Origin of the sequence: Rhodococcus sp. IC4_135, from assembly GCF_011602025.1 — a bacterium.
Lineage (GTDB): Bacteria > Actinomycetota > Actinomycetes > Mycobacteriales > Mycobacteriaceae > Rhodococcus_F > Rhodococcus_F baikonurensis.
This window is the reverse complement of sequence record NZ_JAAOLG010000012.1, coordinates 1-12451: the sequence shown is the minus strand read 5'-3', so window position 1 is coordinate 12451 and position 12451 is coordinate 1. Positions and strand designations below refer to the sequence as shown.

General features: G+C 62.8%; 10 protein-coding genes. 2 read left to right on the top strand and 8 right to left on the bottom strand.

Annotated features, from left to right (window positions below; translation table 11 throughout):
• Positions 1-57 precede the first annotated feature (57 nt).
• From G8767_RS20900 to G8767_RS20870, 7 genes are all read right to left on the bottom strand, one after another.
• Positions 58-1677: a helix-turn-helix domain-containing protein gene (locus G8767_RS20900; RefSeq protein WP_095971487.1), complete on the bottom strand. Its 1620-nt coding sequence runs from the start codon at positions 1675-1677 to the stop codon at positions 58-60.
• Positions 1678-1724: 47 nt separating this feature from the next.
• Positions 1725-2840, bottom strand: coding sequence for an o-succinylbenzoate synthase (gene menC, locus G8767_RS20895; protein ID WP_095971447.1), 1116 nt, complete (start codon positions 2838-2840; stop codon positions 1725-1727).
• Positions 2837-3775 (bottom strand): GNAT family N-acetyltransferase, encoded by a 939-nt coding sequence (locus tag G8767_RS20890; protein ID WP_206029604.1) that lies wholly within the window; start codon positions 3773-3775, stop codon positions 2837-2839. Before G8767_RS20890 ends, menC begins: the two co-directional genes overlap by 4 nt.
• Before the next feature lie 2 nt (positions 3776-3777).
• Positions 3778-4872, bottom strand: coding sequence for a M20 family metallopeptidase (locus tag G8767_RS20885; RefSeq protein WP_124568803.1), 1095 nt, complete (start codon positions 4870-4872; stop codon positions 3778-3780).
• 142 nt (positions 4873-5014) lie between these two features.
• Positions 5015-5872: a tryptophan 2,3-dioxygenase family protein gene (locus tag G8767_RS20880; RefSeq protein ID WP_124568804.1), complete on the bottom strand. Its 858-nt coding sequence runs from the start codon at positions 5870-5872 to the stop codon at positions 5015-5017.
• Between the two features lie 14 nt (positions 5873-5886).
• A complete protein-coding gene (locus tag G8767_RS20875; RefSeq protein ID WP_095971488.1) occupies positions 5887-7167 on the bottom strand; it encodes an MFS transporter in 1281 nt (426 codons plus the stop codon).
• A 207-nt stretch (positions 7168-7374) separates the two neighbouring features.
• A complete protein-coding gene (locus G8767_RS20870; RefSeq protein WP_166811531.1) occupies positions 7375-8220 on the bottom strand; it encodes a M55 family metallopeptidase in 846 nt (281 codons plus the stop codon).
• A 203-nt stretch (positions 8221-8423) separates the two neighbouring features.
• Here G8767_RS20870 and G8767_RS20865 point away from each other — a divergent pair, with 203 nt between their 5' ends.
• Positions 8424-9899, top strand: a complete 1476-nt coding sequence (locus tag G8767_RS20865) for an amidohydrolase family protein (protein WP_124568805.1) — start codon at positions 8424-8426, stop codon at positions 9897-9899.
• Between the two features lie 47 nt (positions 9900-9946).
• Positions 9947-11257 carry an alanine racemase gene (locus G8767_RS20860; protein WP_166811529.1) on the top strand — a complete coding sequence of 437 codons (1311 nt, stop codon included), beginning with the start codon at positions 9947-9949 and terminating at the stop codon, positions 11255-11257.
• Positions 11258-11280: 23 nt separating this feature from the next.
• Here the strand turns inward: G8767_RS20860 and G8767_RS20855 are convergent.
• Positions 11281-12451 (bottom strand): HAMP domain-containing sensor histidine kinase (locus tag G8767_RS20855; protein ID WP_166811527.1); only part of this gene is annotated, 1171 nt, incomplete at its 5' end.

Sequence of the window (12451 nt, the reverse complement as noted above, 5' to 3'; positions counted from 1 at the left end):
ACAGAAGTGCGGGTCGCGCTGAGAAATCAGCACGACCCGCACTTTTCGGCTTTCGAGCTAGCGCGGACCGCGCAGACGAAGGTGCACCATCAAGCGGAACCGGACGTTGGGATCGTCGAGATCCAACGCGGCCATACCCTTGAGCTTACTGAGCCGATACCGAAAGGTGTTGGGGTGCACGTGCAATGACGCTGCAGCGTCACCGACATCGCCGAAGGCGTTGAGCCACGCATCGAGAGTGTCGACGAACGAGGTCGCATGAGCAGCATCGTGGCTGGCGATCGCCTCGATGGGCCCCAGGTCCGAAAAGCCTTCGGCTGCGGCTTCCGACGCAATCTCCAGCAGAATGGCGTCGACGTGGACACTGCTGAAAGTGGCGACGCTGCCCGACGCTCGTCCCGCCAACAACACTTCGAGGGCATGTTCGGCATCACGCTTCGATCGGCTCAACTGTGCCGGCCTGGTCACGACCCGACCGATTCCGATGATCGTGTCGCCGGACGCTCCGGTACGGTCCAGGAAATCCGAAGCCACACGGAACGCCTGCAGTTCGGCTTCGGCCGGGGAATGCCCGCGAACGGACAGCACTGCGTAGCCGGTCCCGTTGACCAAGGCAGCCGCCGACTGTGAGTGGACGGCGCCGAGGTGCATGGCCAGAGCGTCGGTCAGTCGCACCACGTGGGCAGCGTCATCGGGTTTCGACGAACCTTCGAAAGACCTTCGGCCCAAAGCCATTACGAGTGCCGGGCCGGTTCCGAGACCCAGGCGGTTCATCGCGTCGACCGCACCGGTCCCACCGTCGAGAAGGGTTGCGATCAGGTCTGCGCGCAGTCGACGTTCGGCGTCCGCGCCGCCGCGCAAACGCAACATCTGCAGCGCGATCAACCCGGCCGAATCGCGCAAGGCTCGCATCCGGTCCTCGGACATCGGCTCACCGGTTGCCACCCACATGGAGCCGAGGAACTCGTCGCCGGCCCGGATGGACACGGCGATACGACCCATTTTCGTACCGAGGGTCTCGGCCGAGACCCACACCGGATCGTCGCTGCGATAGAGTCGGTCGAAAACCCCGGCTTCTTCGAGCACCCGAATGTACTGGTCAGGAACTTGCCGCTCCAGAACGGTCGCGATACGTGGACCGTCGCCTTCTTCCTGGCGGCCCGAGAAGGCGATGACCCGCGAGCTTCGGTCCTCGATCGTGATCGGCGCGTCCAGCAGCGCACTGACGGCGTTGGCGAAGGCGAACAGATCGCCCGCCGGACCACCCCCGCGTGAATGGATGTGCCCGACTTCGTTCCGTGCCGAGAGCACCGAATGAAGCAGACTGGTCAGCTGAACCCACGAGACTCCGCGGGCCAACGTCAACACGACGACGCCCGAGGACATGATGGATTCGCGGTCTGCGTCGCTGACCTCGGTGGTCACTCGCGCGACCACCACTCGCACTCCGCGCTCGGCCAGTCCTGCGACGGACTCCGCGATACGTTCACCGCCGGTGATGCCGACCAGCAGCACCATGGAGTCGGGCGTCGAGGGTGAGTCGTCGTCGGGGTCGTGAATGACCACCGAAGCGATCTCCTCGACCGCCTCCGGGTCACCGACAACCGGATTCAGCACCGTAGTTCCCACGTCTTCGAGAAGCCGCACCAAACTGATGCGAGGTCGTACGGTGCCCACGTCTATCACTCCTTCGTCCTGTGAACGAAGTGTGTCATAGTGATTCGTCAAAACCGATCCATGCCGATCCATTCGACCGACGTGGTAATCGCTTCGAGCAGGTCAGGGATCGGTTCGACGCCGATACCCGGTCCTTCCGGGACCTTCACGTAACCGTTGTCGAGAACGAACGGCTCGGTGATGTCTTCGGCGAAGTACCGGTCGGAAGCCGACGTATCACCTGGTAGGACAAATCCGGGGAGCGCGGCAAGAGCAACGTTGGCGGCTCGACCGATTCCGGTCTCGAGCATTCCGCCGCACCACACGGCAATTCCGTTGGCCTTGCAGACGTCGTGGATACGGCGCGATTCGAGATAGCCGCCGACACGTCCCGGTTTGATGTTCACCACGCTGCACGCACCGATGGCCAATGCGTCGGCGGTGACCTTGGCGGAGGTGATCGACTCGTCGAGGCAGACCGGCGTCCGCATCATCTCGGCCAGCCTGGCATGGCCGCGTAGTTCCTCTTCGGGAAGCGGCTGCTCGATCAGCAGGAGGTCGAAGTCGTCGAGCCGCTGGAGATGGCGCGCGTCAGCCAGGGTGTACGCGGTGTTCGCGTCGACTTGGAGGAGTACGTTTTCGCCGAACTGCTCGCGGACCGCGCGAACCGGCTCGATGTCCCAGCCCGGTTCGATCTTCAGTTTGATCCGAAGGTATCCGGCATCGAGGAAGCCGCCTACCTCCTCGAGCAGTTCGTCGATCGAGTTCTTGATACCCACCGAGACACCGGCCGGTACGCGATCGACTACTGCGCCGAGGTACGAAGACATGCTCGTCCCGCAGGCGCGCAACTCGGCGTCGAGGAAAGCGGTTTCCAAGGCCGCTTTGGCCATCGGGTGTCCGGCGAACTGTTCCATCGCGGCGCTCAGTGCGTGCACGTCGGGATCGGTGAGTTCGCCCAGAGACGGGATCAGGAACTTGCGAAGTACTTCGGCGGCGCCGTCCGTGTATTCGGAGCAGTAGCGAGGCTCGGACATCGCTACGCACTCGCCCCAGCCCTCCGACTCGGAGGTGACGACCTTGACGAACAGCACGTCCTTGGTGGTCTCCGTGCCGAACGAGGTCCGGAACGGCGCCTTCAACGGCAGTGCTGCCCGGCGTAATTCAACTCCGTCGATCTTCACGAGGTAACCTCCGCTGTTGTCCTGCCTGCCTGTGTTCCCGGCGCACGGTCCAGGACATACTTTCCGGTCCTGGTGACAGCGAGAACCACTCCGTTCTCGGCGAGCACACCGCCGAGAGTCTCGCGGACTGCCAGACGCCAGTCGTTCGCTGCCGCCGGATCCGACTTACGTAGTGCGTACACGTCATTCGGTGTAGCCACCGTGACGAAACGATTCTTCGTCGACTTCAACACGGGCAGGCCGGCTTCGGAGATGGACAACAGTTCGCTGGCTCCCAACGACTCGGGAGTCGGGACCTCTCCCGAACCGGCGACGACGTCGGAAACCTTGCTGCTACCGATTTCCCAGTCGATCAGCAACCGGTCGCTGTCTGCGCCGCCGTTGAGACTGTCGTTCATCGGCGCGTAGAAACGCGGCAGATACTGGATCGGGAACGCACCGAGTTTCGAGACGTTGAAGTAGGCATTGCGCGCGACGAGCGGGTCGAAAGTCCACCGCACGTGGAGAATTCCCCGTTCCAGTGCCCATGCTCGCTGGAACAGTTTCAACGCGAGGCCGATGTGCCCGTTCTGCACGTTCGGGAGGATCCCCGTGATGTGTGAATGCAACGAACGATGTTGCGGTTCCTCGAAGAATGCGACCGAGCCGCCGATCAGATCTCCGCCACGAAAAGCGCCGGCGACGTAGTTACCGGAGTGCGCGAGCGCTTTCATCATGTCCCGATGGACGGGAGGGTTACCGCTCTCCGGCTGCCATACCTTCTCGAACAGACCGAATACCTGTTCCAACTCGGCATGTCCGGTGACGGTTTCGATAGTCACACATGCAAGCAGAGCGGCCTGCTCGGCCTGGCTGATAGCTTGCCGCATCCGTGAAGGCGATACACCTCCGAATGGTTGAACGGTCTTGCGTTGGACATTGTTCGGCGACGTCATCGTCACAGTCCTCCCTCCAGGATTCGAGTCACCAGACCGGCCAACAAGGTGGCGCGCGGGATCATCTGATCTATCTCTACGTGTTCTGTCGCTGCGTGGGCACCACCGCCGACGGCGCCGAGGCCGTCCAACGTGGGAGTTCCGACTGCGGCAGTGAAGTTTCCGTCCGAGGCGCCGCCCACAGCGCAGTCGCGAAGCATTCCCAGCCCGTTCTCGCTGCTGACCTGGTGAGCGAGAAAGTACAGCTTCTCCGACGACACGGACTCCAAGGGCCCACGGTTGGGTCCTCCGGACACCGAAATTCGACTCTCGGCCAGCACCGGCGTCAGTGCGCGGATCGAACGATCGATGCGTTCCTGTTCCTTCGCCGACCACATGCGAACGTCACACCACAGTTTCGCCTGCGCTGCAACGGTATTGGTGGTGGTACCGCCACTGATCACGGACGGCACCACCGACGTTCCTGCCGACGGGTCCGCGAGCTCCACCACGGCCTGAATCTGATGTGCGAGTTCCACGACAGCGTTCACGCCTCGCTCTGGTTCCAGTCCGGCGTGTGCTGCGCGTCCTTCGATGTCGACGCAGTACAGCGACATTCCCTTGCGCGCTGTCTTCACCGCGCCGTCGGCCGCGGCTTCGAGGACCAGCACCGCGTCGACCTGACGTGCTTGGTCCTCGATCAGTGCGCGCGAGGTCGGGGAGCCGATTTCCTCGTCGGAATTGAGGAGCACGACCACCCCGTCCAGCGACGGAAGAGACGCCAACGCATGGAAGAGCTGAACGATGCCGGCCTTCATGTCGAAGACTCCGGGTCCGGTGGCGATGTTGTCGGTGACCGACCACGGCAACTCCGCGAGCGTTCCGAGCGGCCAGACGGTGTCGAAATGGCCCAGAAGCATCACCTTCGGCTCCGCGCCGAACGACCAGCGCAAGTGCTGGCGACCGTCGATGCGGATACGTTCGGGAGCGCTTCCAAGATGACGTTCGCCGATTTCGGCCACCACGTCCGCACATGCATCGACTGCGCCGAGATCGGAACTGGGCGACTCGGCGGTTACCAACGCCGCCAGGTCCGCCACCATTGATTTCTTGTCCACTCCGACGCTCTCCTGTCACCGACTTGCAACTTCGCAGTCAAGCTTGGTCGAAGCGACCCTGTCGGATCTTGTCCAAGACTCCTGTCCTTCGGGCTCGGATTCGTCGTGTGTCACGAACAGCTGGGTGCAACAAGCAGGTGCGTCAGGTTCCGATCTCGGTTCGGGCGGCAAACAGTTCGGGGAAGAAGCTCAACTCCAGCGCACGTTGCAAGAACCCGGCACCGCCACTCGAACCGCCGGTCCCCTTCTTCATGCCGATCACTCGCAGCACGGTCCGAAGGTGCCGGAACCGCCACAGCTGAAAGCTCTCCTCGAGGTCGACCAACTCCTCGAACGCCTCGTACGCGGTCCAGTGCTGCTCGACGTTCTCGTAGATTGCCTTGACCAGCGGAATCAGTTCGTCGTTTCGCACGTAGGGCGCGCTGACATCTCGCTCGAGAGCCGACGCCGGAACGTCGTAACCTTGCCTGGACAAGTACCGCCAGAACTCGTCGTACAGTGTCGGCTCCCCGAGCAGGGTCTCCAACAATCGATGGGCGGACGGATCCGATTCGAACACCTTCAGCATGCCCGCGTTCTTGTTTCCGAGCACGAATTCCACGGCGCGGTACTGGTACGACTGGAATCCCGAGGAGTTGCCGAGAACGCCCCTGAACTCCGCATACTCCGCCGGTGTCAGTGTCGCCAGCACGGACCACTGTTCGGTGAGAGTGGCCTGGATGTGTTTGACGCGTGCGATCCGCTTGAATGCGACGCGGATGTCGTCGGCAACGATCGCCGCTCTGGCCGCCCGTATCTCGTGGAGAAACAGCTTGAGCCACAACTCGCTGGTCTGGTGCTGAATGATGAACAGAAGTTCGTCATGGTGTTCGGGCTCGCTCACCGGGTGTTGCGAATCCAGAAGGGTGTCGAGTCCGAGGTAGGCCCCGTAACTCATCTTCTCGGAAAAATCGGTGACGACGTCGTCTTCGATCTTTCGTGTGCCGTCCGTTGCCGACATCTTCGGTCTCCTTCTCAGAATTTCGCCGGGGTCTGCGGAACGATCATGGCCACCAATGCGGCAGCGCTCGTCGCTCCGACCAGGACTCCGAATGCAGCCATGTACGAGAACTGGTCCACCATCCATCCCATCACGAGCGGAGTGATGAAACCGGCGAACTGACCACACCCGTTGATCAAACCCATTCCGGAACCGAGGAATTCGGAGGGAAGTGCCCGCAACGGCATCGCGAAGATCGACATCGAGCACAGACCGCTGATGCCGAGAGCCAAGGTCTCGTAGAACGTGAACATCGCGACGGTGTCAGCAGTCGTCATCAGGAACAACAGGACGGCCGACGTGGCCATACACGGAACCAGAAGAATCCGAGCCCGGTCGTGGAAGTACTTGTCCACCAACCGCCCGCCCACAATCGTGGCCAGCGCCGTGACGATGAAGGGGATCGCGGCAAAGATTCCCGTGTCGATCAGCGATAGTCCCTTGTCGTTGAGCAGATAACTCGGCACCCAGGTCATCAGCCCGTACGCGGACATGTTGGCCAGACAGAACAGAATCGCGAACTTCCACACCGACGCGGACTTGAACACCGCGGCGCGAGAATGCTCACTCGCGAGGGGTTGCAGCGCAGCCTCCGGATCTTCCGATATTTCCGTATCCAACGGCGCCGGCAGCACCAACCACACCACCGTGCCGATCACGGCGCCGACGATCGCCACCAGCCAGAACGCGTCACGCCACCCCACGGCCATGAGGACCGGCGCGATGATCAGCGGCGCGACGCCGGGGCCCAGGTTGTTGGCACCGAGCATGAAACCCATCGCGGTCGCTCTGGTTTTCGGGCGCGTCCGCTCAGCCAAAGCCTTGAACGACGCCGCCGGAAAGAGCCCCTGGCTGATGCCGAACATCGCACGCATGACCATCAACGAGATGAGCCCCCACGCGAACCCTGTCAATGCTGTGAACACCGACCACAGGATCAAAGCAACGATCAACAGCGGCCTGGGTCCGAAGCGGTCGGCCAACATTCCGCCGGGAACCTGCCCGAGCATGTAGAAGATCGCGAAGACCGAGACCACGCCACCCAACTGCGTACTGCTGAGCGAGAATTCGTCGCCGATCATCGGAAGCGCAAGTCCGATCATGACGCGATCCACCATGTCGATCAACCAGATAGTACTGAGCAGCCCCACTGTAACGGTGGTCGTGCGACGAATCGACTTGTTGTCCATCATGTTTCGAACCGAACCGTCGACCCTCCGCGATGATTCTTCCACTGTGACGCGTTCCGCCTTCATCAAGCCTCCCGAATTGTCTTGTGCCGCATGGACTGGAACATTGAAAGACTGATGAAGTGTGACAGCGAACACGTCTACCGCATTGGTCCGTTTCACCAATACCCGAAGCAACGTTTGGTTGTTCGGAACATGTTCTGCCCCAGGAGATGACAAATGCCGCCGACGCACACGGCGTCGGCGGCATTTCGCGATAGAGTCGCTACTTCATTACGTGCGATTGGCGACTGCGATGATCGTCGAGACACCTGCGGCTGCGAGCCGAGCATTGACAGTGATCAGACCGAGAATGTCGTCGACGCTACCGAGCGTGTGCGAAATCGTGCGGTCCGAAATCCGTCGCGAGCCGGGAACAGCCTCGGCGAGTTCGGCTCCCGTCGTGGTGGGGTGAACGATCTCGAGGGTCCATTCGTCACGCAGCTCGACCGGCTTCAGTGTGTCGGCCTTGCGCACTGCACGCTCGGCGCCTGCTCGGATCTGCTCGCACGCCAGCGAAGGCGGCAGCGAATTGGTTGCCGACCATCCGTGCGCCTTCTTGACCTCGACGGTCTCGGTTGTCGGCGAGGCCGCATCCACCAGGCCACAGATGATGTCGTCACCCGTCACCAACCCGACGGGAACGCCCTGCGTGGCGGCATAGAGGGTGTTGACGTCGGTCTCGGAGACGGACTTACCGTCGAGGCGGACGTCGGCGAACAAGCTCGAGAACGTGTGCGCCAGAACGCCGGGGCCGCCGACAGGTGCGTGGTAGCCGACAAACAGTGCGACGTCGTGATCGGACGTCAGTCCCTCCGCCATGCACTGCATCTTCGGTGTTCCGAAGATCAGACGCGCCCGTGGATCCAGGTCTGCGTGAAGCAGGTTGTCCATCGTTCCGTGGCTGTCGTTGACCAGGACGCTCGTCGCACCGGCGTCGAACGCACCCGCGATCGCAGCGTTGGTCTCGGCGGTCATGAGCATCTGCGCACGGTGGTAGCCGCCACCGCCACGGATCGTCTGATCGAGCGTCGCGATACCCGCGATACCCTCCATGTCCACCGAAATATAGACGTGCATTCCTGTCCTCCATCGATCTCAATCGGCCGAATTGATAACTTCGCTTTCACCTTCACACTCGGCTGCATTCGTTTCTTGTCCGGTCGAACGGTGAGTCGGCCTCCATTTGGGACGTTCACACCAGATTCCGCTACCCGAGCCGTGAAACCATCGGGACATTCGCCGGGCCAGGCGGTTCGACCAACGACAGGAGTGCAGCGCTGATGCAGGTCCACGACATCGTGTTCACCGGCGGCCGCGTCGTCGATCCCGCATCGGGGACCGACGAGGTTCGGGGTATCGCGATCACCGGCGGCAAGGTCTCCGCGTGGGGTCACGACGCGATCGAAGCCCGGCAGACGATCGACGTGACCGGTCAGGTGATCTGCCCCGGATTCATCGACCTGCACAGCCACGGGCAGGAAATCGCCGAGCAGCGACTTCAAGCATTGGACGGAGTCACGACGGCCCTCGAGCTGGAGGCCGGCGTCATTCCCGTCGCGAAAGCATATGCGCGAGCCGGTGCCGAGGGACGCCCGATCAACTACGGCTACGCGACGTCGTGGGCGCACGCCCGAATGATCGAGCTCTCGGGAGCCGATCCCGACGGCGACATCAGGACTCTCCTGCACCATCTCGGTTCCCCGAGCTGGCAGGGCGAGCCCACCGCCTCCCAGCGTGCACACATTCTCGAACTCCTCGAAAACGATCTGGCCGCAGGCGCTCTCGGCATCGGCGTCGTCGTCGGGTACGCCCCGAAATCCGATCCGGTGGAGTACTTGCAGGTGGCGGATCTCGCGGCCCGAGCCGGTGTCCCCACCTACACCCATGCGCGCCCGCTCATCTCGGCCGATCCGTCGAGCCCGGTGGACGGCGCCGTCGAAATCGCCCGTGCAGCAGCCGAAACCGGTGCACACATGCACTACTGCCACGTCAACAGCACCTCGGGGATGCACGTCGACCACGCGCTGTCGGTGGTGGCGCAGGTCCAGGCAGCCGGATCACGCGTCACGACGGAGGCGTATCCGTACGGTTCCGGGTCGACGGCCGTCGGAGCTGCGTTTCTCGATCCGGACAAGCTGCACCTGATGAATCTGACACCACGGTCGCTGACATTCGTGCCCACCGGTGAACGTATCGCGGACCGCAAACAGCTCGAACACCTTCGGGCCACCGACCCCGGTGGGCTGGTACTGGTGGAGTTCCTCGACGAAAACGACACCGTGCAGCGCGAATTCCTCGAACGGGCGATGACTTTCGATCGCGCCGCCATCGCGAGCGACGCGATGCCACTGACCTGGCCCGGCCGTACACCCGCCGATGCTTTGCAGTGGCCATTGCCCGAAAAAGCACTCGGTCATCCCCGCGGCGCCGGCACCTACGCACGTGCGATTCGTACGCTGTATCGCGAGCGTCAACTGCTGTCGTTGTCGGAGATCATCGCGCGCTGCTCGTTGATCCCCGCGCAGATCCTCGAGGAGTCGGTTCCCTCGATGGCGACGAAAGGTCGGATCAGCCCCGGTAGCGACGCCGACATCCTCGTTTTCGATCCCGAGCGGATCACCGACAACGCCACCTACATCGACGGCACCCGTCCCTCCAGCGGAATCAGCCGCGTGCTGGTCGGCGGAGTACCCGTCGTCGAAGGCGGTGTCGTGGTCGAGGACGCGCTGCCCGGTCGCCCGGTACGCCGCTCGTAGCCGAATCACCTTCTGACCTGCATAGTTCTGACAGAAAGTCACCACACATGAACACATCGTCTGCAATCAACGGCACAATCGATGCCATGACGGATTTCGCGAACCCCCCGATCGGTTGGCAGCACAAGGCCTTCGGCACCGACCTCGAAGGTCGCGACGGTTCCGACCTCGAGCCGCTGGGGATCTCGGCACTCGACGGCAACCTCCTGCTGCCGGTGATGACACTCAACCGTGCAGCGATCGCGCACAACATCGACCTCATGGCGCAGTTCTGCTCCGATCACGATGTGGACCTGGCGCCCCACGCGAAGACCACGATGAGCCCCGAACTGGTTCGTCGGCAACTCGACGCCGGGGCATGGGCTATGACGGCGGCAACCGTTGCGCAGGCACGCATCCTGCGTGAGTTCGGTGTGGACACCATCGTCATCGCCAGCCAGGTTCTCGATCCCGCCGGCATTCGGTGGATCTGCGACGCCCAGGCCACCGATCCCGATTTCTTCGTCACCACCCTCGTCGACTCCGTCGAGAGCGTCCGGCTGATGGAACAGTTGATCGCGAAAGTCTCACCGGCCAGCCGTATCCGGGTTCTCGTCGAGTTGGGCTACGACAGCGGGCGCGCCGGCGCTCGCACCGTCGAGCAGGCACTCGATGTTGCACGCGCAGCGTCGCAGGCTCCTTCCTTGATTCTCACCGGAGTCGAGGGGTTCGAGGGCATGATGCCAGGAGCCTCGGTAGCCGCCCGCCGTATCTCCGTCGATTCGTATCTCAAATCCGCGCGGGTGTTCACGGAAATCTGTGCGGCCGAGAACCTGTTCGAGAACAACTCCGCGAAGGCTCCGCGGCCGCTGGTCACTTTCGGCGGCAGTGCATTTCACGATCTCGTGGTGCGCGAACTGGCCGGCCGGTGGGCGCTCGACAACGGCGTACGCGTCGTACTGCGCAGTGGTTGTTACATCACCCATGATCACGGTCTCTATGCCGAGACTTCGCCGTGGGCGGACGGTCCGCGAACTCTGCAGGGAGCCGCAGAAGTCTGGGCTGTCGTGCTGTCGATTCCGGAACCCGGCCGCGCGATCCTGGGTTTCGGGCGTCGCGACGTCGGTTCCGACGCAGGCTTTCCCATCGTCCTGTGGCGCCGACGCGACGGATCCAACCGCTCGGCGCGAGAACTGACCATCACCGCGCTCAACGACCAGCACGCGTACGTCGACGTTCCGGCTGACTTCGACGTGACCGTCGGCGATCTGCTCGGTTGCGGAATCTCGCATCCGTGCACCACTTTCGACAAGTGGTCACTGATTCCCGAGGTCGACTCGGAATACCGCGTCGTCGGCACGGTGCACACCTACTTCTGAGAAACAGCGCCCGTAAGTCCTCGTCAGTCGTCCTTCGGGTCACGCGGCAATTCGACGCGGAACGTCGTTCCCTGCCCGAGGGCCGTCTCGACGCCGACGGTTCCGTCGTGCGCTGCAACCAAAGCCGAGACGATGGACAGGCCGAGACCGGCGCCCCCGGTCTCGCGGGTGCGAGAGGTGTCCGCGCGGTAGAAACGCTCGAAGATACGCGCGGCATCCTCGTCACTCAAACCCTGACCGGTATCCGAAACTTCGACCACCGCGGAGTTCTCGGTCGTACCGACACGAACGGTGACCTGCGCATCCGGCGGGGTGTGTTTGATCGCGTTGCCCACCAGATTGGCGACGACCTGACGCACTCTGGCCTCGTCACCGTGCACCTCGGGCAGCCCTGGGCCGCCGGTCATCTGAAGTTTGACAGTTCGATCCGGTGCAATCGCACGCGCCGCCTGCACCGAATCAGCCGCAACTGCAAGCAGATCCACCGGCGCGTTCTCGAGCGGTCGCTGTTCGTCGAGCCTGGCCAGCATCAGCAGATCCTCGACCAGAAGTCCCATCCTCGACGCCTCGCCCTCGATCCGGTTCATCAGCGTTTCCGTATCGGTCATGGCCCCTTGGCGATACAGCTCGGCGAATCCACGAATAGTCGTCAAGGGTGTGCGCAACTCGTGGCTCGCGTCGCCGACAAATCTACGCATCTTCTCCTCGGAACGCCGTGCTGATTCCTCCGAAGCCTCGGTCGCCGCAAATGCGTGTTGAATCTGCGCGAGCATTCCGTTGAGCGCCACGGACAGTCGGCCGACCTCGGTGCGGTCGTCACGCTCCGGAACGCGTCGATGAAGGTCGCCGGCGGCAATGGCAGCGGCAGTTTCCTCCACCTCGACCAGCGGACGAAGGCTCCGACGAACCACGAAATACGCTCCGCCGCCCAGGATCAGCAGGACAACCAGGCCGATGCCGAGTTGCAGACCGACCAAGTCGTCGACGGTCTGCTCGTTATCCGTCAGTCGCACACCGATAGTCGTGGTCGTGCCGTCGCGGACCGTCGTGAGAACTCGCCAGTTCACGTCCGAACCGTCGCTCGATCCGACGGTGATCGGGCCGTTGGTGGAATCTTTCGACAGGTCGGGTTCCGTGGTCGTCGACCTGTCGTTCAGGATGATCACCCGTCCGTCCGGGGTCACTGTCCGGACG

Bases quoted from the DNA above. Each gene is read 5' to 3' on its own strand.
- G8767_RS20870 (WP_166811531.1), bottom strand. From the start codon at position 8,220: ATGCACGTCTATATTTCGGTGGACATGGAGGGTATCGCGGGTATCGCG.
- G8767_RS20880 (WP_124568804.1), bottom strand. From the start codon at position 5,872: ATGTCGGCAACGGACGGCACACGAAAGATCGAAGACGACGTCGTCACC.
- G8767_RS20875 (WP_095971488.1), bottom strand. From the start codon at position 7,167: ATGAAGGCGGAACGCGTCACAGTGGAAGAATCATCGCGGAGGGTCGAC.
- G8767_RS20860 (WP_166811529.1), top strand. From the start codon at position 9,947: ATGAACACATCGTCTGCAATCAACGGCACAATCGATGCCATGACGGAT.
- G8767_RS20865 (WP_124568805.1), top strand. From the start codon at position 8,424: ATGCAGGTCCACGACATCGTGTTCACCGGCGGCCGCGTCGTCGATCCC.
- G8767_RS20890 (WP_206029604.1), bottom strand. From the start codon at position 3,775: ATGACGTCGCCGAACAATGTCCAACGCAAGACCGTTCAACCATTCGGA.